We start from the raw sequence: 21,408 nt of genomic DNA, 5'->3' as shown, positions 1-21,408 counted from the left end.
ACCGAGACCTGCGAGCGCCGCTTCATCGATGTGGTGCCGTGATCCGACGCATACTACGAGCCGTAACCGGACAATACAGTCCGGTAGGAGTGGCCGGTGCGGTACTGCTACGACGAAACCGCCTGCTGCTCGGCGAGTTCGGCGAGGCGGTCGAGGGAGGCCGACAGTTTGTCCGCGGTGGTCGCGCGGGCGCGGACCTGACGCTTCTCGTCGGTGAGCGACGTCCAGTCATAGGTATGGGTGACTCGGGTGCGGCCCTCGCCCACCGGCTCCAGCTCCCAGCGCCACAGGTGGCCGGGCGGCTGTTTGCCGGGCTCCGACGGGCGCCACGCGATGCGGCTGCCCTCGGCGAACTCCACCACGTGGTTGTCGCGGACGGCTCCGTTGGTCAGGGTGGTGCTGAACACGGCCCCGGCTTCCCGTACCCGCTGCCCCGTCGCGGCCTCGGCCAGGTTGTCGTTGCCGTCCCAGCGCGGCTGCTCGGCGGGATCGGCGATCAGCTCGAAGACGGCCGCCGGACCCGCGTCGATCTCACGGCTGGCGCTGACGATTCGGGGAGGCTCGTTCTGGTCGGTCACCTGCCGATCGAAACATCGGGCCGAGAGCGGCACAAGCCTTCTGCTCGAGAGTTGTGGTAATTCACCCCGCGCCGATCCCGGTTCGGCGGCCGGTCCCGGCCACGGCGACCGGCCGGTGCGGTATGACTGATCCGACATCCGACCGACGAAGGGACGCGCTCATGGGCGAGCGAGTGGCAGTGGTTTCCGGCGCCGCACGAGGGATCGGTGCGGCGATCGCCAAGCGCTTGGCGGCGGACGGGCTTCGTGTCGGCGTGCTCGACCTCGACGCGGCGGCCTGCGCCGACACGGTCGACGCCATCACCGAGGCGGGCGGGCGAGCCGTCGCGCTCGGCGCCGACGTGTCGAACGAGGAGTCGGTCGCCGCCGCCGTCGAGCAGCTGGCCGGCGAGCTGGGCGCGCCGACGGTCGTGGTGAACAACGCCGGCATCCTGCGGGACAATCTGCTGTTCAAGATGAGCGTCGCCGACTGGGACGCCGTGCTGAACGTGCACCTGCGCGGAGCCTTCCTGCTCACCCGCGCGGTGCAGAAGTACATGGTCGAGCAGCGGTGGGGACGCGTCGTCAACATGTCCAGCACCTCCGCGCTCGGCAATCGCGGACAGGCGAACTACTCGGCGGCCAAGGCAGGGTTGCAAGGCTTCACCAAGACCTTGGCGTTCGAGCTGGGCAAATTCGGCGTCACGGCCAATGCCATCGCTCCCGGATTCATCGTCACCGACATGACCGCCGCCACCGCCGAGCGTGTCGGAGTCTCGTTCGAGGACTTCCAGAAGGCCGCCGCATCGCAGATTCCCGTGCAGCGGGTAGGCACTCCCGAAGACATCGCGCACACCGCCTCGTTCCTCGTGAGCGAGGGCGCCGGTTTCGTATCCGGCCAGGTGATCTACGTGGCCGGCGGCCCCACCGACTGATCCGCAGCCCCGCCCGCCGTACGGGGGCGGGCCGGGGCGGTAACGTCGCAGCACATGAACCGGCGTGCGGCTCGTCGTAGCGTGACGAGCTATGTTCTCCTGCTGCCGAGCCTGATCGGCGTCGGCGCGTTCCTGCTGCTGCCGATCCTGGTGGTGGCCTGGCTCAGTCTGCACAGCTGGAACCTGTTGGGGCCCAGGGAATTCGTAGGACTGCGCAACTGGCGCTCGGTGCTGGGCGACGCCGCCTTCGGCCATGCCCTGCTGGTGACGCTGGCGTTGACCGCCATCGTGGTGCCCGCGCAGACCGTGCTGGGTTTCACGGTGGCGGCGTTGCTGGCTCGGCGGCGCGGCGGGACGAGCCTGCGGATCATGTACGCGCTGCCGTGGATGTGCGCGCCGGTGGCGGTCGGTGTGGTGTGGCAGTGGATGTTCGCCCCCACCGGCGGTGCGGTCAACGCCGTACTCGGCAGGCGCGTCGAATGGCTGTCGGATCCGGCGCTGGCGCTGCCGTCGGTGGCCGCGGTGAGCGTGTGGGCGAACTTCGGGTACGTGGCGCTGTTCTTCGTGGCCGGGATCCGCGCGATACCGAGCGAGATCCTCGACGCGGGAGCGCTGGACGGCGCGACCGGCTGGCGCCGGATCCGCTGGCTGATCCTGCCGCTGCTGCGCCCCACCATGTTCTTCGTGCTGGTCACCGGCGTGCTGACCGCGTTCCAGACCTTCGACACCGTGTATGCGTTGACCAAGGGTGGTCCGGGCGATCGCACCGATGTGCTCGCGATGCGAATCTTCTCCGAGGCCTTCGACGCGGCGCGTCCGGGCCGCGCCGCCGTCATGGCGCTGGTGGTGTTCGCGGTGATGTTCGCGATCACCGTGGCGCAGCACCGCTACTTCCGGAATCGGACCACCTATGAGTTCTGATCGCCTGCGTTCGGCCGCGGCCTACGCGGTGCTCTCGGCCGGCGCGCTGCTGACCGTCACGCCCCTGCTGCTCAGCGCCCTCACCGCGGTCAAGACACCCGACCAGTTCGCCACCGGGTCACCACTGGCCCTGCCGCATCCGGCCACCGCGGACAACTTCCGGACGGTGCTGGATTACGGTTTCGGGCGCGCGGTGCTGGTGACCGCGCTGATGACGGTGTTCGTCACCGGCGGCCAGCTGGTCACCTCGGTGCTGGCGGCATACGCGTTCGCCCGCACCGAATTCCCGGGCCGCGACGCGTTGTTCTGGGTGTATCTGGGCACCATGATGGTGCCGCCGATGGTGACGCTCATCCCCCTGTATCTGATGTTCGCCGAACTGGGCCTGCTGAACACGTTCTGGGCGCTCGTGCTGCCGTTCGTGTTCGGATCGCCGTACGCGATCTTCCTGCTGCGGCAGTACTTTCGCGCGATTCCGCAGGAGTTGATCGGTGCGGCGCGGCTCGACGGCGCGAACACCCTCGACATCATCGTGCACGTGATGGTGCCGATGAGCCGGCCGGTGCTGGCGACCTTGACGCTCATCACGATCGTCTCGCAATGGAACAACTTCATGTGGCCGCTGGTCGCGAGCAGCGGCCGTTCGTGGCAGGTGCTGACCGTGGCGACGGCGAACCTGCAGACCCGCTACAACGCGCAGTGGACCCTGGTGTTGGCGGCCACGACACTGGCCATCGCGCCGCTGGTGGTGCTGTTCGTGATCTTCCAGCGGCAGGTGCTGCGCTCGATCGCGTGGACGGGGGTGAAATGAGGACGTCGACCCGCGTCGTATTCGCCGTCGCACTGGCCGCGGCGCTGCTGGTCACGGCCGTCCTGTGGCTCGGCCGCGGCGGTGACGGGTCCGGGCGTACCGTGCTGGGGCTGCGCGTCTGGGACGAGAGTCTCGTTCCCGCCTACCGTGCCTCGCTCGCGGAGTTCGAGCGGGCGAATCCGGACGTCGAGGTGCGGCTCACGGTGGTGCCGTGGTCGTCCTATCAGCAGAAGTTGCGCTTGGACGTGGCCGGGGGCACCGCCGACGATCTGTTCTGGACCAACTCCTACGAGGACTACGCCGATACCGGGCGGTTGATCGATATCGGGGCGGCGCTCGGTCCCGAGGCCGCGGCAGTCTGGGATCCTTCGGCGGTAGCACAGTACTCACGCGACGGAAAGCTCTGGGCGGTACCGCAATTCGTCGATGCCGGTACGGCGGTGTACTACAACCGGGAACTGCTCGCGGCCGCACACGTGGATCCCGCGGAGCTGAACGCGCTGCGGTGGAGCCCGGGCGGCGACGACACCTTACGACCGGTGCTGCGCAGGCTCGCGACGGCCGCCCCATGGGCGTACAACGCAGGCCGCGACTTCCAGTCCATCGAGCTGCCCTACCTCGGCTCGGCCGGGGCAAGATTGCAGGACGACAACGACCACTTCGTCTTCGACAGCCCGCAGGGCGTGGCGGCGTTCGACTATCTGGTGCGGTTGATCGCCGACCGGCTCACGCCCTCTCCCGCGGACACCAACACCAATCCCGACTTCGCGAAGAACGCCTTCCTGCAAGGCAAACTGGCGCTGCTGCAATCCGGGACGTTCAATCTCGCGCAGGTCGCGGGACGGGCCCGCTTCGGCTGGGGTGTGGCGCTGCTGCCCGAGGGCCCCGCCGGGCGGGTGAGCACGAACAACGCGATCGGCGTCGCCGGTAACGCGGCCACCCGGCACCCGGACGCGGTGCGCCGCGTGCTGGCCTGGCTCGGCAGCGGCGCGGGCAATCGCTACCTGGCCGACGGCGGCGCCGTCATCCCGGCGGTCGTCTCCGAACAGCAGCGTTACCGCGACTACTGGGCGGCGAAAGGAGTAGATGTCTCGCCCTTCTTCGACGTGCTGCGCGGCCCGCGCATCTCCTCCGGTGGCGGGCCGGGCTTTCCGGCCGCGCTCCGCGCCGTCGAGCCGATTCTGGCCGAGATGTATCTGGGCCGGATTCCGGTGCCGGAGGCCCTGTCCCGTGCCCGGAACGCGGCCGAGGACGCCGCGGCGGAGAACTGAGCCTACGCCGCGGAGTCCCCAGCCCGATCCGCTCTGCGCGACAGGCCCTTACGGTCGTAGCAGGCCGTCACCGCCGCACCGGAGCACAGGCCGAGCAGCGCCATCCGTCGGGAACCGCGGACCCACTCGACGGCGCGCGACTGTCGCTCACCCGCCGACCGCTGCGGCCAGCCGGGGCAACTGCCGCAACGGGTTGATCCGTTCGACCTCCATCCGCTGGTCGGCGTCGAAGATGTCGCTGAGGCCGGGAGCCGGATCGTGCGTGCCGGACTGCGGGAGGGTGAGCGCGCTGAAGGGCCAGTCGGATCCGAAGACCACGTGGTCGCGCTTGCCGACCGCCAGCACACTCGCCATCGCCGCGGCCGACCCGCTCAATGCGGTGTCGTAGTAGAAGTTCCCGATCTGGCGTTGCGTGTCGAGTAGTGACGGCCTTGGCAGGTCCTCGGGCCAGAGCTCGCCGATCACCGTCTGTGAGGCGACGCTGATGCGGTGGGACAGGAAGGGAAGCGTCCCGCCCGCGTGCGCCAGCTGGAAACGGATGTTCGGGTAGCGCTGCGTCATCCCGGTGGCCATCATCAACGTCGCCGCTCGGGTGGTGTCGAAGGTGAATTCTTCGAGGAAGTCCGGCAGCGGCAGTTTCGGTTTGGCGTCGGCGGCGATGGCGGCCGGGTGCACGAAGACGTAGGCGTTGCGCTGGTTCAGCGCGATCAGCAACGGCTCGAAACGGGGATCGCCGAGATAGACACCGTCGTAGGCGGACAGCAGAACCACACCGTCGAGACGCAGTTCGTCCAGCGCGTACGCGGCTTCGGCGATGGAAGCGGGGATATCGGGCATCGGCAGCACCGCGAAGGCGCCGAATCGCTCGGGGTGGTCCCGCAACAGCCCGGCGGCGTAGGTGTTGCAGTAGCGGGCCATGTCGGTGGCTTCCTTGCCGCGCAGGAACGACACGCCGGGGTCGGATACCGACAGCGCCTGCGCCTGGATGCCGTAGTAGTCCATGAACGCCAGCGCCTGCTCCGGCGACCAATCCGGCGTCGGGTACCCGCCGATGGTGACGTGACCGTGCTCGAGCAACGCCGCCCGGTAGTCCGGCGGGAGGAAATGCGCGTGCAGGTCGATCCGGTAGGTGCCCGAAGGCGCAGGTTGCCGAGTGCGAAGCGGAGTCGCCCGCGCGACCGTCGCCATCGCGGCGGCGCCGAGCGTTCCCGCGAGAGCGCCGCCCAGCGCCCCACGCCTGCTCATCTTCCTGCGGAATCGGGAATCGGTCATCGAAGTCCTCACTTGTCCGGACGGGGAGCGGCCGAGCCGTCGATGCTCGCCCTCACCACCCGCCACGACGTTATCCGAGGAAATCATCAACTAAGACGAAATCGTCGTCAAGAGTCGATGAAGAAATACTCAGGACCGTGGAGAGTCTCAACAACTCTCCCTTGCGGCGAGGCTTCGAGACGAAGCGGCGAACCCTTCCGGGAACTGTCCCGCGTGAACCGCCTCCCAGCGGGACGGCTCAGCCCTGCACGGCATGCGGCGCGGCGTCCGCTTCGTATCGGCACGGCCGTGGACCAGCCGTAACGACTCGGTGTCCGCCCTCGATTGCCACATGACCTTCGAAAGGAATTCGAATGAGCTCTACGACAATCGCCGCCGCACGAGTCGCGGCCGCCGCCGTGTCGGTTCTGGGCTTCGCCACGGTAATCGGTTCGGGCGCAGCCCAAGCCGCGCCACAGGACTGTGTCGTCACGCGAGACCTGTTCAATGCGACGGCGACCTGCCACGACGAGGATGCGCCCCCCGGCAGGGAGTACACCCTGGTGGTCGAGTGCGTCGGCCTGCACGGGGTACCGAACGCGTTCCCGCTCATGGCCATCGGCCCTTACCGAGGTTCATGGAGCGGCTCCTTCAGCCCCTCCGGCCAGGGCACCGCCTCCTGCTTGGGCCCCACCAGCATCGGCACCACCACCAACGCCTACGTCGCGATCTACCGCGACTGATCGGATCGCGGCCGGACTGCTGTTCGGCCAGGGAAATGGCCAGTCCCACAGTGCTTTTCATCTCAGCGACTGCCCACGCTCGAAGGCGGGAAGCGAAAGTCGGGGTGCGCTTCCCGCCGACCAGCCGAACAGCTGGCGAGTCGCGCCGTGCCGCACCAAAGAACCGCCTCGAGATACCCAAAGCCTGACCGGCAACCCATCGAATGGTGTGCAGAGGAGCACACGGACCGGGTGGATCGCTGATGCGACGGCGTGGGTGCGCGACGCGGTCACGGGGGGGAAACCGCCGTAGCCGTTTTCAGCGCTGGTCGGTTCAATTGTCGTAGGACGCGACGCCGATCGGGCCGACTCCCACGCACAGGTTCAGGCCCGGTGTGGCGGTGGTGATTCGCAGTGCCGAGCCGCTGCCGATGAGGCGAACGAAGACGGTGTTGGGGCCCTTTCTGACCGGCGCGGTCACCGTTTCGCCTTGTTCCAGGGCGACGGTGATGCGGCCGTCGCGGCTGGCGAGGTAGTTGAGTTGCGCTGTCCATTTGTTCCCGAGCATCGGGCCGTCGAGGGGCAGGCGAACCGGGGTGGTGCCCTCGATCCGGTAGCCGCAGCCGGGCTCCGGGCCGGGGAGGATGATCCGGTTCCACCAGACCGCCGCCTCGACGATCTCACCGTTGTCGGTGATCATCCGCAGATGGGGTGTCGAGTCCGCGAAGGTGCCGGGAGCGGCTATGGGAGCCAGGACGTTCCTGGTGAGATTCTGCGGGTAGGCCAGGGGATTCAGCACATTCCACGGCACCTCCTGCTCGAGCAGGGGCGCGCCGTCGGATGCGCTCAGCCCCGATTTCACGTTGGTGATGTAGGTTTCGGTCGGGCCGGCACGCCAGGATCGCACGAACGTCCAGGTGGACCAGAGACTGCTGACGACGAACACCACCGTCACGGCGATCGTCACGGACCGCCCGGGAAGCGCCGGGCCCCGGCACGGCCGGGGGCGGGCCCGCAGCATCAGCGCACCCGCGGCCGCCGACACCACCGCCGTGTCGGCGAAGTAGCGCAGCGACTGCATCAGCTCCCCCGCGGTGTTCGGTCCGCCGCGAGCCAGCGCCACCGCCAGCTGAGCGATCAGGATGTACGCCGCGGACGTCAGCCAGACCGCTCCGATCCGCCGCCGGGCGCGCATCGTCAGCGCTACGACCGCGCCCAGCGCGAGCCAGGCCGACACCACCGCCCACCCCGGCGGATCCGCCCACGGCGTCGAGGGTAGCCACCGCTCCCACACCCAGGGGCCGCCGAACAGGGCGGGCACGACCCCCAGGGAGGCGGCTCCGGGCAGCAGGTCGCGCAACTCGTCCCACCTGTCGGGCAGGCCGGGACCGTCAACCACCACGAGGTAGATGATCGACCAGCAGGCCAGCACCGCGCCCGATCCGACCCACAGCGCCGCACCCCGCCGGGCTACGGTGCGCATCGGGGCCGCGCCCCCGTCGACGTAGCGGCCCAGCGCCGTGATGGCGAAGGCGACGAAGGGCACGACCGCCGACTTCTCGAAGAACAGCAGCGCCACCGCCAGCACCGCGACCCCGGACAGCGCGTATCGGCGGCGACCGGTCCGGACGAGCAGCACCGCGTCCCCGATCACCCAGGCGAGGGCGAACTGTAGCGGCAGTGCGTTCAGAGCGGCGGCCCACCAAGCGAACGCCGGGATCGTCAGAGGGCAGAACAGATAGAAGACCAGCGGAAGCAGAATCGGCCATCGTGGGCCCACCACCAGCAGCAGCATTCGTACCACGGCTACCGACGCGCCGAGCTGCATGATCAGCAGCACCGTCACCGGTCCGGCCCAGGCCAGCGGCGCCACCGCGTTCACCGCCCAAGCCGTGGCGAATGCCAGCGGCATGAAGTGCCCGTCGTGGTCGTGCAGCAGCAGGTCCGTAGACCACAGCCCGAATCGGGCCGCCCGGCCGACCAGGATGAAATCGTCCCAATAGAAGTAGCCGCTGCCCGCTACCCACCAGCGGACCGCCAGCTGCAACACCACCAGGCAACCGGCCACGATGACCAGTGGCCGCGCGTTCCGGATCCGCCGCAGCCGACCGCCGGCCGCCGCGGGCCGAGGGGCGCGCGCGGGCTCCGGCACGGCGAGCACAGCAGTATCCATGTCATCCCACCGTAGCGGGGGCCCGTCGCTTCGCGGCGATGGGAATTGCCGGTCGCGCCGATACGACAGGCCGCGCGAGGGCAATGCGCGGAGTATTCGCGCGCGAGAACAGCGACGGCCGCTAGGTGAGTGTGTCCATCACGTACGCGGCAGCTTCGGCGAGGAGAGCCTGATCGTAGGCGGCATCTCGGGTGGCTTTACTGGACATGATCGCGACGACGAGTGGCGCGGCATCCGGGGGCCACACGACCGCTATGTCGTTGAGTGTGCCGTAATCGCCGGTCCCGGTCTTGTCGGCCACCCTCCATCCCGGTGGGGTGCCGGCCCGGATCCGCTTGGCGCCCGCGATCGTGGCGTTGCGTTCCAGCAGATCGCGGAGGAAGTCGCGCTTGTCGGCCGGAAGGGCGTCGCCCAGCACGATCCGGTGATAGAGCTCGCCGAACGCCCTCGGCGAAGTCGTGTCACGCGGGTCCCCGGGGGTGGCTTCGGTGATCGCGGGCTCGATCCGGTCCATCCGGGTGACCGGGTCGCCCAGACTCCGGGCGTAGGCCGTCAGCTCGGCCGGGCCACCCAGATCGCGGAGCAGGAGATTGCCCGCGGTGCCGTCGCTGTGCCGTATCGCGGCGTCACACAGCTGACGGATCGTCATTCCCGTGTCCACGTACCCAGGGGTGACGGAGGCGTTCTTCAGCAGATCTTCGCGGGTGTAGGTGACGACGGTGTCCAAGTGCGACAGCGGATTACGCTGTAGCACCGCCGCCGCGGCCAAGCCCTTGAACGTCGAACAGAACGCGAAGCGTTCATCGGCTCGGTGCGCGATGGTGACGCCCGTGCCGGTGGCGCGGGCGTAGACGCCCAGGCGTGCGTCGAACCTTCGTTCCAGCTCGATCAGCTGATCGTGGCGCTCGTCCGCCTGGGCGGTGGGCGCGGCGGAGGAAGAAGGCCCCTTCTCCGCAGCGCACCCCGCCAGCGGTAGGAGTGCCGCCGCGGCCAGAAGCGTCCGGCGGCCGATGGGCGACTGCGTCATACTCGTCCTCTCCCGGGGTCGATGTCGCGGTGAACGGGCTCACCACCGCGACCATCGTCCGCTGTCCCCACCGACGAGAGCCGAGGGTCAGTGTCCCAGCACACCGCTCACTTCGTTCGGCGTGCTCGGCAGCGTGACGCTCGCCGTCTTCGCTCCGGTGCCCAGGTCGATGCGGTGCACCTGCTTCGTCCCGGGGTCGGAGACATAGGCGGTGGCGCCCCGGACGAACAGCGCGGGTCGAGGCTTCTGCCATTCCAGCGGCTCCTGCCAGGGATCCGTGACCGGGATCGTGCGCACGACCGCGCCCGCGACGGGATCGATCACGTGAATGCGGCCATCGGTGCCGAGGACCACGGCTTCGCCGTGCGGGCCCCGCGCCAGCGACCGGAAGGTGTAGCTGGTGCCCAGATCGACCAGGCGCAACGTGCCGGTGACCGTGTCGATCAGTGCGACCTTCCGCGGGCGTTCGAGTTCGGCGTCCTTGTCCTGCTTGTAGTCGCCGAGGACGACCGGCGAGGTTTCGCTGCCCGCCTGGTTGCCGATCCGGCCGTACTCGGTGGGGCTGGTCACCTTGGTGATCGCGCCGTCGCGATAGACGAGCACGCCGTTCTCACAGCCGATCACCACGGCCTCGCCCGCGGCGGTCGCCTCACCGTGCACGCCGGGGCAGTTCTCGTTGCGCGCCCTCTCCCTGCGGTTCTCGTCGAGCACCACGATGCCGGTCCGCTTCTCCTCGGTGCCGAGGGTGAGGACGAGTTCGCCGTTGGCCAGTTCGATCGCTACGCCGTGGTGCGGGGCGGCCGCGCGGTAGGTGTCGGTCTTCGGCGCGCCCTTCGCGAGATCGGCGGAGTCGAACGCGACGACTTCGCCGGTGCCGTCGCTGAAGAGCACGGTCCGCCCGGCATGCCGGACCACGTGCCCGGAATGGGGGCCGGGAAAGTCCGTGCCGGTGAATTCGGCTGTGACGGCGTCGAAGACCCGGAAGCCCGCTTTGGTCGAGACGATCAGGTGCCGGTCGTCACCAGCGGGGTTGAGCCGGTTGAAGCCGTCGAGCTCGACCGTGCGCGCGAGTTCGAGGGTGGTTCCGTCCAGTACGTGGATTCCGCCGTCGTAGGTGATCGCGACCGGATCGGTGATCGGTGTGCGCCGGGTGTCTTGTTCCGGGGAGGCATCGGCGCCGCATCCGGCGACGGTGAGTACCGCGGTCAGCAAGCCGGTCAGGGCGGCCGATTTCGTGGTTGTCGATCGAACAAGCATGGGCGACTCCGTCTTTCGTTGCATGGGTCGGGCTAGGGGGTGGCGAGGCCGCGCACGATCGACTCGGTGTTGGCCCGCATCATTTCCAGGTAGGTGCCCGCGCCGCCGCCCGGCTCGGTGAGCGACTCGGAGTACAGGGAGATCACCTGGACACGCACCCCGGCCTGGTCGGCGAGCACCCGGGCCAGGCGATCGGGTTGCGAGGCGTCGGCGAAGATCGCGCCCACCCCGGCGGCCCGGATGGTCCCGGCGAGGGCGGACAGATCCGACGGGCTCGGTGACGCGAGGGTGGTGCCACCCGGAATCACCGCGCCGACCACCTCGAAGCCGAATCGCTGTGCCAGGTAACCGAAGACGTGATGGTTGGTGACCAGCTTCCGCCGTTCGACGGGGATCGTCGCGAACCGCTCGGTCATCCAGCGATCCAGCCGGTCGAGCTCGGTCAGGTAGCGGTCGGCTCCGGCGCGGACCGCCGCGACGTCCACGCCGGGGACGTGGTCGACGATCCGGTCCCGGATGACCTCCACCGCCCTGCGCACCCGGCGCGGATCGGTCCAGAAGTGCGGATCCGGTCTGCCGTTCGCTTCCTGCGCCGCGTAACCGATCGGGTCGATGGCCGCGCCGACGGATAGGCCCGCGACCCCGGACTTCTCGGCCGCCTCGACGTTGCGCAGCACGCTCTCCTCGAGACCGAGACCGTTGTAGACGATGAGGCTCGCGCGTTCGAACCGGGCGGCCTGCTGGGCGGAGATGGCGAAGAAGTGCGGGTCCGCGTTCGCCTGCATGAGCACGGTGACCTCGACCGCATCCCCTGCGACGGCGCGGGTGAGATCGCCGAGGATATTGGTGGTGACGAGGACTCCGCCTCGGTGGGCGGCGGAGTTCGAGCATGCGGTCAGTGCGAACAGCGCGGCGACGATCAGCGCGCACAGGCGGGCAGCGAGTCTCATCGGCCGGTCTCCGCCATCGAGGTGGGCATGATGTCGAGGCGGAACGTGCGCGCGGTGCGCAGGTTGTCGGTGTAGTCGATCTCGTGGATCGCCCGCGCCACGGGATCGTTGAGGTAGGCGCGGTGTTCGTCGACGAGGATCAGCGGCGCGGGCGTGCCCTCGGCTACCGGGGCGGTCAGCGGGCGCGCCACCGCCGACTCGCGGCCCGACGCGGCGTCGTAGCTGTGCAGCAGGCCGTCCGCGGTCAGCACCAGCAGTGCGGCGCCCTCCCCCGCCGTGTTCGCCGCGACCACCGGACCGGTGTCGACCGATGTCCAGGTCTTGCGCCTGATGTCGAGCACCCACACCCCGCGCCGACCGGCCGCGGCCACGAGCGTCGCGCTGCCGCGGCGGTGGCGGAACTCGACCGCGCGGTCGGCGTCCACGGTGCCGGGCGGATAGGGGATCTTCTCGGCGGTGAACGCCGCGTCGCGTGCCGTCACCAGCAAAGCACCGTCGGCGCAACCGAAGACGACGCCCCGCCTGGTCACCGCCGAGCCGCGCGGATGCGGGCACGGCTGCGCGAGGTCCGAGGCGTGCGCGCCGTCTCGGGTGCGGACCTCGACGCGCGCACGGGAGGGCACGGCCACGAGCAGGTGCTCGGCGTACGGCACGGCGGCGGCGTCCGCGATCACGCCGCGCTCGCGCACCGACCCGGTGCCGAGCGCCGACCGGTCCAGCAGCGTGGTGCTACCCGCGTCGGAAACGATCGCCGTGATCGCGCTGTCGGCGTGCGCGACCGACACCGGGCCGCCGGTGCCGACGCCCAGATCGCGGGCGGGTGCGCGGTAATAGTGCACGTGATCGCCGTGGTCGACCGTCCACGCACCCGCGTCCACGATCCGCATCCGGTCGCGGGCGGACAGGAACGCGAAGCGCCCGTCGGTGCTCATCCGGTCGACGCCTTCCATCCGGCCGAGATCGATCACGTCCTCGGTGACGAGGTCGACCACCCGCACGTCACCGGTCGCGTTGTCGGCCACCACCAGACGCGGCTGCGCCTCGTCGGCCTCCTCCGCGCCCGCCACGTACCCGTGCGGCGTCGGCTCCGCAGGCTCGGATTGTTTTGTCGCGCAACCGATCAAGGGCATGATCGCGGCGAGGACCAGCCCGAGCGCCAGTGGTTTCGTGGTCGTGCGGGAGGCGCGGATCCGCTCGCGCAGCCAGGACGACAGCGCCGAGACGAAGAACAGCGCGACGGCCGTCGCCGCGATGGTCGCCCCCGCGGCGGTGCTCGCGTGCCACGAGATCAGCAGCCCGGCGAAGGTGGACAGGGCGCCGAGCGCCGCGGCGGTGAGCATGATCAGCGGGATGCGATGCACCCAGTAGACGGCGGCCGCGGGCGGCGCGATGAGCAGACCGAAGACCAGCAACGTGCCGACGATGTGGAAGGACGCGACGATCGCCAGGGTCACCAGGCCGATCAGGGCGATGTTCGCCATCCTGGGCCGCAACCCGAGGGTGTGCGCCTTGCGCGGGTCGAAGGTGAGCGCGACGAACGCCCGGTAGCCCAGCACCGAGATCACCGCCGCGAGCACCGCGGCCGCGACCAGATACCAGAGGTCACGCGCCCCGACGGCGAGTACGTCACCGAAGAGGAAGCCGGTCAGGTCCACCGCGAACGAGGGCGAACGCGACACGATGATCACGCCCGCCGACAGCATCCCGACGAACAGCAATCCGATGCCGGTGTCGGCGGCGAACCTGGTGCCGCGGCCCAGCACCGAGACCCCGACCGCCATCGCCGCGGCGCTGCATGCCGCGCCCAGCACCAGGTTTCCGCCGAGCAACGCGGCGATCGCGACGCCCGGCAGCATGCCGTGCGCCATCGCGTCGCTGAGAAAAGCCATGCCGCGCAGCACGACCCACGTGCCGGCCAGCGCGCACAGGCACGACACGAGCAATCCGCCCCACAACGCCCGCTGCACGAACGAAACCTCGAACGGGGCCAACCACTCCATGAGGCAGCACTCTACAATGATAACGGTTTTCATTTCAATGAGGTGATCGGAGTTCGCCCATGCCGCCGTCCGCTGTCCATCTCGCCGAGGTGACGGCCGGTTACCGGGGAAGCCCGGTACTGCGCGCGTTCACCGCCACGATCCCGGCCGGACAGGTGACCGCCCTCGTCGGGCCCAACGGGTCCGGCAAGTCCACCCTGCTCGGCGTGCTGGCCGGCGTCGTCACGCCCACTGCGGGAACCGTTCGCCGACATCATCTCCGGCGTCCGGCATTCGTCGTACAGCACAGCGGTGTCCCCGCGACGCTGCCGATCACCGTGCGGGACACAGTCGCCATGGGACGGTGGGCGCATCGCGGCGCCTGGCGGCGTCTGACCCGGCAGGATCGAACGGTGGTGCGCGCGTGCCTCGACCGGATGGCCATCGCCGACCTGAGCGAGCGCCGGCTCGACACCCTCTCCGGCGGCCAGCGCCAACGGGCGCTGCTCGCGCAGGCTCTCGCGCAGGAGTCGGACCTGCTGCTGCTCGACGAACCGGCCACCGGCCTGGACTCCGCCGCGCAGCAGGAGATCTCCGAGGCCATCCGCCGCGTCGGCGCGCGTGGCGTGACGGTCGTGCACGCCACGCACAGCCGCGAGGACGCCCTGCGCGCCGACCACTGCCTGCTGTTGCGCGACGGTCGGCTCACCGGCCAGGGCGATCCGCACGACGTCCTACGCGAGCAGATCACCGAGGCGGTCGACTAACGCGGCACCCCGGGCATGCCCGCGAAAAGGATCTGGAAGACCTTGGGCGCGTTGGGCACGACCGCGCTGGACGGAGTGAACGGCGCGCCCGCGTTGGTATCGGTGACCACGTAATCGGCGTGGCTGCCGGGAACCCGGTCGAGGATCCCGTCGCAGCGGGGCCCACCGGTCGCGTTCACCTTCGGCAGGTCGTCGGGATACCGATAGGGCCGCGCGCCGTACATGAAGCTCGCGTTGAAGATGGCTCCCGGCTCGTACCCCCCGATGATGGCTTCGGCCGCGGGAAGAGCTTTCGCGATGCCGACGACTACGCAGTAGAGCACGGGTGAGTACGTATCCAGCAGCGAACTGGTGGGCCGCAGGAGCGCGGTCACGGCGGTGAGATCCCCCTCGTTGTCCGTGAGCACCGACCGGGTCGTGTCGGCCAAGCCGATGAGATCGAGCAACACCGCGTCCAGGTCCTGCGCACCCTGGGCGACCGTCGCGCCGGTCGCAGTAGCGTTGCCCGCCGTGCGCAACAAATCGGAGGTGGTGTCGGCGTAGAGCCCGGTGACCTGACCGGCAGACGACAGGTCCCGCCGCAGTGCGGGCAGGCTCGGATTGATCTGCCGCAGGTAGTCGTCCGCACGAGCCAGGACATCGCCCAGCCGGTCGCCGCGCCCTTGCAGTGCGGTGCCCAATGCGGCCAGGGTGGCGTTGAGCTTGCCCGGCTCCACCTCGGCCAGGATGTCGCTGAGACGCTGGAACAGCGTGTTGTATTCGACGGTGACCGATTCCGCGCGGATCGTCGCCCCGGGCCGCATCGGCGTCGGCGAGGGCACGCCCGGCACGACGAAATTCACGTATTTGGCGCCGAATACGGTGGTCGAGCGGATGTTCACCGTCGCGTTGGCGGGCACCAGCCGCAGCAGCGCTGGATCGAGCGCGAGACGCAGGCGCGCCCGGTCACCATGGAACTCCACGGCGCTGACCCGACCCAGTTCCACCCCCCGCATCCGCACCTTGGCGTCGGGGTCCAGAACCAGTCCGGTTCGGGATGTCTCGACGGTGACGGTCTCCGTGGAGCGGAAGCGTCCGGCGTACATCGCGACGGCGACCGCGACCAGCGCGGCGACGAGCAGGATCAGCACCGCCCCGGCGACCTTCAATCGCACAATCCGCCACGTCACCGACATGGCCTGCCTGCCGACATTCATCTTCGAATCCACCGATCACTTCTCGGCGCGGGCTGTGCGGCGACGGCGGCACCCGCGGTCCTGACGCCCGGCCCGCACGACGGCGAACGTGGCCCTGCCTTGCCGGACGCTCGCTAGCCGTAGTACTGTCCAGACACGTGTCCATCATAAAACTTGGACACTTATCTGGGGAAGGATTTCCAATGACTCTGGTGAAACCACGGCGGGTATCCGGAGGCGACCACGAGCACGGTCATCTGGAGGAGTTCCGCGTCGACCCGATCGGCCTGATGCGCCGGGTCCGCGCGGAGTGCGGCGACGTCGGCTCGTTCGATCTGGCGGGGCGCCAGGTCATCCTGCTGTCGGGCGCGGAGGCCAACGAATTCTTCTTCCGCTCCGGCGACGAGGACCTCGACCAGGCCGCCGCCTACCCCTTCATGAAGCCCATCTTCGGCGACGGCGTCGTCTTCGACGCCAGCCCGGAACGCCGCAAGGAAATGCTGCACAACCAGGCTCTGCGCGCCGAGCACATGCGCGGGCACGCCGCCACCATCGCCCGCGAGGTCGAGCGGATGCTGGCACGCTGGGGCGACGAGGGCGAGATCGACCTGCTCGACTTCTTCGCCGAACTGACCATCTACACCTCCTCGGCCTGCCTGATCGGCGTGAAATTCCGCAACGACCTCGACGACCGCTTCGCGCACCTCTACCACGATCTGGAACGGGGCACCGACGCACTGGCCTACGTCGACCCGTACGCCCCGATCGAGAGCTTCCGCCGCCGCGACCAGGCGCGGGCCGAGCTGGTCGAGCTGGTCCAGGCGATCATGGATCGCCGGGCCGCCGCCCCGCCGACCGGCAAGGACGACCGGGACATGCTCGACGTGCTCATCTCGATCCCCGGCGACAACGGCGAACCGCGCTTCAGCGCCAGCGAGATCACCGGCATCTTCATCTCGATGATGTTCGCGGGCCATCACACCACCTCCGGCACGGCGGCCTGGACGATCATCGAATTGCTGCGCCACCCCGAGGTGCTCGGCCGGGTCGTCGCCGAACTCGACGAGCTCTACGCCGACGGCTCCGACATCAGCTTCGGCGCGCTGCGCCAGATCCCGCACCTGGAGTCCGTGCTCAAGGAGACGCTGCGCCTGCACCCGCCGCTGATCATCCTGATGCGGGTGGCCCGTGGCGAGTTCGAGGTCTGCGGGCACCGCATCGAACCCGGCGACCACGTCGCGGCCACACCCGCGATCTCGAACCGGATCCCGGAGGACTTCCCCGATCCGGACGCGTTCGATCCCGGCCGCTACATCGATCCCGGCCAAGCCGATCTCGTCAACCGCTGGACCTGGATTCCGTTCGGCGCGGGCCGGCACCGCTGCGTCGGCGCTGCGTTCGCGTTGATGCAGTTGAAGGCGATCTTCTCGCTGCTGTTGCGGGACTGGGAGTTCGAGATGACCCAGCCGTCGGAGACCTACCGCAACGACCACTCCAAGATGGTCGTGCAACTGGCGCAACCGTGCACCGTTCGCTACCGCAGGCGCCGCAAGGAAGGCAACGGCTGAGAGCACGGCCTGCCCCACGCGAGTTCCCCGCCACCCGGTGACGGGGAACTCGCACCCGGACCTACTCGTAGCGCACTCGCCAGCTCTTGATGCCGTTGATCCAGCCCGACCGCAGCCGCACCGGCTCGGCGACCTGCCGCAGATCGGGCATCACGTCGGCGATGGCGTTGAACATCAGATCGATCTCCAGCCTGGCCAGGTTCGCGCCCACACAGTAGTGCGCCCCGGTGCCGCCGAAACCCACGTGCGGGTTCGGGTTGCGCAAGACGTCGAAGGTGAAGGGATTCTCGAAGCCCTCCTCGTCGAAATTCGCCGAACTGTAGAACAAACCGAGCCGCTCACCCTGCCGGATGCGCTGCCCGCCGAGTTCCAGGTCTTCGGTCGCGGTGCGCTGGAAGGCGGTCACCGGGGTGGCCCAGCGCACGATCTCGTCGGGCGCGGTGCGCGGACGCTGCTGCCGGTAGATCTCCCACTGTTGCGGGTTGTCCACGAACGCCTTCATCCCGTGCGTGATGGCGTTGCGCGTGGTCTCGTTGCCCGCCACCGCGAGCAGGATGACGAAGAAGCCGAACTCGTCGGAGCCGAGCGCCTCGCCGTCGAGGTCGGCGTGCACGAGTTCGCTCACGATATCGCCCACCGGGCAGGCGCGGCGCTGCTCGGCCATGTTCCAGGCGTAGCCGAGGATCTCGGCCGAGGCCGTCGCCGGATCGCCGTACTCGGGGTCGTCGTAGTTGAGCATCTGATTGGACCAGTCGAACAGCTTGCGCCGATCCGCCTGCGGCACGCCGATCAGCTCGGCGATCGCCTGCAACGGCAGTTCACAGGCCACCTGTTCGACGAAATCGCCGCCGCCGGATTCCTTGGCGCCGTGCACGATGCGCGCGGCGCGCTCGGTGAGTGCGGCGCGCAGGTTCTCGACCGCCCGTGGCGTGAAGCCTTTGGAGATGATCCGCCGGATCTTCGAGTGCTTGGGCGGGTCCATGTTCACCAGCAGCGCTCCGGTGAGCGCCATCTGCTCCGGCGTGATGTCGCCGGGCAGCCGGATGATCGCCCCTTTCCGCTCCGAGGAGAACAGTTCCGGATGCTTCGAGATCTCCTTGATGTCGGCGAGCTTGCTGACCACCCAGTAGCCGCCGTCGCGGAAACCCCCGGAGGTCTCGTCGGATTGCGCGTTCCACCACACCGGGGCGGTCCGTCGCAGCTGCGCGAACTCTTCCACCGGACTTCGGTTCTCCCACAGCGCCGGATCGGTGAAATCGAATCCGACAGGTAATGCCGATGCGGCCATTGCTACCTCCTAGATGAAACGGGCGAGCCGGTCAGCGCGGCGCGGTCCGCCGCGCGAGGTCGGGATCGGCCACGGCGGACGAAGCGCCGTCGGCCCAGCGCAACGGGGCGGCGGCGCGACCCGCGACGAGCGGCAGGTCGAGAAAGGTCCGCACACCCGGTTCGGCGGCGACGACGTAGGGAATCGAGTTCACGCAGTGCATGGCCGTGGCGACGATGCCGGGGTTGCGCGCCAGACCGGCGGCGGCGCTGTGCGCGTGCATGCCGGTGAAGGTCACCGTCGCGCCGGGATCACCGACGATCTCGACCTCGTACCGCTCACCCGCCGGTCCGAATGTCCATGGTGGATCGAGGTTCTCGGTGCCCATGAACCAATTCACCGCCGCCGTGATCACCGGTGCGCCGCGGACGGTCCCCTGCCAGCGGAAGCGTTGCGCGGCGACGCGTCCCGGCGCGATCGGCCCGATCGGCGAGTCGATCGGTGCGGTCGCCAGCGCCGTCTCGTGCGTCACCCGCAGTCGCTCGTCGAGCGCGATGCCCAGCGCCTCCGCGATCATCCACACCGATTGGCTGTAGCCGCCCGCGAGGACGTCCGCCATCACGCCGGTCGCGGCCTGCTCCGGTGTGGCGCCGAACCGCATCCAGTCCCGGACCACATCCGGCGCGCCATAGGTGCGGATATCGGAGAATTCCTCGGCACGCACCTCGGTGATCGCCCCTGACAGCGCCGACACCACCAGCGGAATCTTCTCGGTGATGCCGCCGGGATGGATTCCGGCGCCGTGCAGAGTGACTCCGGCGGCCCGGCACAGCTCGTCGTACCGCTGCCGCTCCGCGCGGCGCGGATAGAACCAGCCCAGCGGTGTGACGATGTTCTTGCCGGACCGCAGGATCGCGCGCACCGTCTCGGTGTCGGCCATGAACGGGCTGTACAGCACGCACTCGGCCGGTGTGGCGAGCAGACGCTCGGCATCGGTGCTCGCGCGCACTCCGATCGGCGCACGGCCGACCAGCTCACCCAGATCCACACCGTCCTTGTCCGCGCTGTGCACCCAGGCCCCGGCCAGTTCCAGATCGGGATGGTCGAGAATGCCCTCGATGGCGGCCCGCCCGACTCCGCCGGTCGCCCATTGGATCACCCGGATCATGTCAGTCCGCCTTGTGGTCGGGGCCTCGGCCGGCCACGTACTGCTTGGCCCACCGATAGTCGGGCTTGCCGCTGGGCGCGCGCACGATGGCATCGGCGACCCAGATCTGTTTGGGCACCTTGTAGCCGGCCAGGAATTCGCGCACGTGCGCGTGCAGGTCGGTGAACTCGACCGGCCCTGCTCCGGACAGCGACACCACGGCGGCGACCTGATGGCCCCAGCGTTCGTGCGGCACGCCGAGCACCACCGCGTCGTAGATCGCGTCGTGACTCTTCACCACGCTTTCGACCTCTTCGACGAACACCTTCTCGCCACCGGTGTTGATCACCATGTTGCCGCGACCGATCAGCGTGATCGATCCGTCGGTCTCGGCGCGGGCGCGGTCGTCGGTGACGACCATGCGTGTGCCGTCGACGGTCTTGAACAGTTTGTCGGTCTTGCCGGGGTCTTTGTAGTAGCCGATCGGCACATTGCCGGTCTTGGCCAGCCAGCCTTCCGAACCCGGCGCGACGGGGTGGCCGTCGTCGTCCACGACGACCGCGCCGCGACCGGTCTGCACGCGGGGCCCGCGGGCGGGATCGTCGTGCTTCTGGGCGAAACCGATACCGCCGAAACCGGTTTCCGACGATCCGATGGAGTCCGAGACGACCGCCCACGGGAACAGCTCCAGCAGCGCGTTCTTCACCGGCTGCGACAGCAGCGCGGCGCCGGAGGCGATCGCCAGCAAGGACGAGGCGTCCACCGGCTCACGCTCGAACGCCTCGAGCAGCGGTCTGGCCATGGCGTCACCGGTGATCACCATGACCTGGGGACGCTGCTGGGCGACGGTCCGCCAGACGCTACCGGCGTCGAAGCGGGATTCGAAGATCACGGTGTTACCCGACCACAGCGCGGTGAAGGTGGGCATCATGGCCGCGGCGTGGATCAGCGGTGGCAGCACCAGCCAGGCGCTCGGATCGACCTGGGCGCCGGTGCGGGACTGCTGGAACTCGTCGGCGACCGGTTCGCCGGTGTAGAAGTCGATGCCGCCGCCGAGGACCCGCCACATGTCCTCCTGCCGCCACATGACGCCCTTCGGCATGCCGGTCGTCCCGCCGGTGTACATCATGAACAGGTCGTCGGGACCGCGGCGGACCACCGGGCGGTCCGTCGGCTCCCCGGCGAGGGCGGCCTCGTAGCCCGTCGACGCGGAATCCGTGTCGCTGAACTCGTCGGCTACGCAGAGCGTGTGCCGCAACGCGGTCGTCCGGGCTTCCTGGACGGCTGCGGCGTAACAGGAGTGGTGCACGAGCACCTCCAGATCCGCGTTGGCGTAGACGTAGGCCAGTTCCGCCACGCCGTACCGGTAGTTGATGTTGATCGGCACGGCGGCGAGCTTGAAGCACGCGATCAGCGTCTCCATCGTCTCGATGCTGTTGTGCATCTGGAAACCCACGTGCGTTCCCGCGCCGACGCCGAGGCTCGCCAGATGGTGTGCGAGCTGGTTGGCGCGGGCGTCGAGCGCACGGTAGGTCACGCGGCGGCCGGACTGGATCAGCGCCACCCGCTCGGGCATGGCGTCCACGGAGTGCTCGAAGAGGTCGGCGAAGTTGTTGGCCATCTCGTTCCA

At 69.2% G+C, this 21,408-nt stretch carries 18 protein-coding genes; 7 read left to right on the top strand and 11 right to left on the bottom strand.

Translation table 11 applies throughout. The features are described from left to right. Window positions 1-107: 107 nt before the first annotated feature. Window positions 108-578, bottom strand: coding sequence for an SRPBCC family protein (locus ABZ803_RS33485; protein WP_357045562.1), 471 nt, complete (start codon window positions 576-578; stop codon window positions 108-110). Between the two features lie 161 nt (window positions 579-739). On the opposite strand from ABZ803_RS33485, the gene fabG reads away from it, so the two are divergent. The 4 genes from fabG to ABZ803_RS33465 are packed head-to-tail and all read left to right on the top strand — an operon-like array spanning window position 740 to window position 4,495. Beyond that, complete coding sequence (gene fabG, locus ABZ803_RS33480) at window positions 740-1,492, top strand: 3-oxoacyl-ACP reductase FabG (RefSeq protein ID WP_357045560.1); 753 nt, start codon at window positions 740-742, stop codon at window positions 1,490-1,492. Window positions 1,493-1,546: 54 nt separating this feature from the next. Continuing rightward, entirely contained in the window at window positions 1,547-2,413 is an 867-nt protein-coding gene (locus ABZ803_RS33475) for a sugar ABC transporter permease (protein ID WP_357045558.1), read from the top strand. Further along, window positions 2,403-3,224, top strand: coding sequence for a carbohydrate ABC transporter permease (locus ABZ803_RS33470; protein ID WP_357045557.1), 822 nt, complete (start codon window positions 2,403-2,405; stop codon window positions 3,222-3,224). The genes ABZ803_RS33475 and ABZ803_RS33470 overlap by 11 nt, the downstream gene beginning before the upstream one ends. Then, window positions 3,221-4,495 (top strand): sugar ABC transporter substrate-binding protein, encoded by a 1,275-nt coding sequence (locus ABZ803_RS33465; protein WP_357045555.1) that lies wholly within the window; start codon window positions 3,221-3,223, stop codon window positions 4,493-4,495. Before ABZ803_RS33470 ends, ABZ803_RS33465 begins: the two co-directional genes overlap by 4 nt. 147 nt (window positions 4,496-4,642) lie before the next feature. Here ABZ803_RS33465 and ABZ803_RS33460 read toward each other — a convergent pair whose 3' ends face one another. Then, window positions 4,643-5,767: an amidohydrolase family protein gene (locus ABZ803_RS33460; RefSeq protein ID WP_357045553.1), complete on the bottom strand. Its 1,125-nt coding sequence runs from the start codon at window positions 5,765-5,767 to the stop codon at window positions 4,643-4,645. 353 nt (window positions 5,768-6,120) lie between these two features. Between ABZ803_RS33460 and ABZ803_RS33455 the strand changes: the two genes are divergently transcribed. Further along, on the top strand, window positions 6,121-6,489 hold the full coding sequence (locus ABZ803_RS33455; protein WP_357045551.1) for a hypothetical protein: 369 nt from the start codon (window positions 6,121-6,123) through the stop codon (window positions 6,487-6,489). 313 nt (window positions 6,490-6,802) lie between these two features. Here the strand turns inward: ABZ803_RS33455 and ABZ803_RS33450 are convergent, their stop codons facing one another. The 5 genes from ABZ803_RS33450 to aztB all read right to left on the bottom strand — a co-directional run bounded on the left by ABZ803_RS33450 (window position 6,803) and on the right by aztB (window position 13,875). Beyond that, complete coding sequence (locus tag ABZ803_RS33450; RefSeq protein ID WP_357045549.1) at window positions 6,803-8,641, bottom strand: hypothetical protein; 1,839 nt, start codon at window positions 8,639-8,641, stop codon at window positions 6,803-6,805. 121 nt (window positions 8,642-8,762) lie between these two features. Next, window positions 8,763-9,668, bottom strand: coding sequence for a class A beta-lactamase (gene bla, locus ABZ803_RS33445; protein ID WP_357045547.1), 906 nt, complete (start codon window positions 9,666-9,668; stop codon window positions 8,763-8,765). A gap of 87 nt (window positions 9,669-9,755) precedes the next feature. Beyond that, window positions 9,756-10,925, bottom strand: a complete 1,170-nt coding sequence (aztD, locus tag ABZ803_RS33440; protein WP_357045545.1) for a zinc metallochaperone AztD — start codon at window positions 10,923-10,925, stop codon at window positions 9,756-9,758. A gap of 32 nt (window positions 10,926-10,957) precedes the next feature. Next, window positions 10,958-11,875, bottom strand: a complete 918-nt coding sequence (gene aztC, locus ABZ803_RS33435; protein ID WP_357045543.1) for a zinc ABC transporter substrate-binding protein AztC — start codon at window positions 11,873-11,875, stop codon at window positions 10,958-10,960. Beyond that, complete coding sequence (aztB, locus tag ABZ803_RS33430) at window positions 11,872-13,875, bottom strand: zinc ABC transporter permease AztB (RefSeq protein ID WP_357045541.1); 2,004 nt, start codon at window positions 13,873-13,875, stop codon at window positions 11,872-11,874. Before aztB ends, aztC begins: the two co-directional genes overlap by 4 nt. A 59-nt stretch (window positions 13,876-13,934) precedes the next feature. Between aztB and aztA the strand changes: the two genes are divergently transcribed. Then, window positions 13,935-14,621: a zinc ABC transporter ATP-binding protein AztA gene (gene aztA / locus ABZ803_RS33425; protein ID WP_357045539.1), complete on the top strand. Its 687-nt coding sequence runs from the start codon at window positions 13,935-13,937 to the stop codon at window positions 14,619-14,621. On the opposite strand, the gene ABZ803_RS33420 is transcribed toward aztA, so the two are convergent. Then, window positions 14,618-15,796 carry an MCE family protein gene (locus ABZ803_RS33420; protein ID WP_357045583.1) on the bottom strand — a complete coding sequence of 393 codons (1,179 nt, stop codon included), beginning with the start codon at window positions 15,794-15,796 and terminating at the stop codon, window positions 14,618-14,620. The genes aztA and ABZ803_RS33420 overlap by 4 nt on opposite strands. 203 nt (window positions 15,797-15,999) lie before the next feature. Here ABZ803_RS33420 and ABZ803_RS33415 point away from each other — a divergent pair, with 203 nt between their 5' ends. Then, window positions 16,000-17,364, top strand: coding sequence for a cytochrome P450 (locus ABZ803_RS33415; RefSeq protein WP_357045537.1), 1,365 nt, complete (start codon window positions 16,000-16,002; stop codon window positions 17,362-17,364). Window positions 17,365-17,425: 61 nt separating this feature from the next. On the opposite strand, the gene ABZ803_RS33410 is transcribed toward ABZ803_RS33415, so the two are convergent. Genes ABZ803_RS33410 through ABZ803_RS33400 form a run of 3 tightly spaced genes read right to left on the bottom strand, consistent with a single transcriptional unit; the run spans window position 17,426 to window position 21,399 of the window. Next, window positions 17,426-18,652 (bottom strand): cytochrome P450, encoded by a 1,227-nt coding sequence (locus tag ABZ803_RS33410; protein ID WP_357045535.1) that lies wholly within the window; start codon window positions 18,650-18,652, stop codon window positions 17,426-17,428. A 31-nt stretch (window positions 18,653-18,683) separates the two neighbouring features. Further along, window positions 18,684-19,799: a dihydrodipicolinate reductase gene (locus ABZ803_RS33405; RefSeq protein ID WP_357045533.1), complete on the bottom strand. Its 1,116-nt coding sequence runs from the start codon at window positions 19,797-19,799 to the stop codon at window positions 18,684-18,686. A 1-nt stretch (window position 19,800) separates the two neighbouring features. Beyond that, window positions 19,801-21,399 carry an acyl-CoA synthetase gene (locus tag ABZ803_RS33400; RefSeq protein ID WP_357045531.1) on the bottom strand — a complete coding sequence of 533 codons (1,599 nt, stop codon included), beginning with the start codon at window positions 21,397-21,399 and terminating at the stop codon, window positions 19,801-19,803. Between the last annotated feature and the right edge of the window lie 9 nt (window positions 21,400-21,408).

Source organism: Nocardia sp. NPDC047648 (genome assembly GCF_040642815.1).
Lineage (GTDB): Bacteria > Actinomycetota > Actinomycetes > Mycobacteriales > Mycobacteriaceae > Nocardia > Nocardia gamkensis.
Note: the sequence above shows the minus strand (reverse complement) of the source record. Positions and strands in the feature narration are given on the sequence as shown.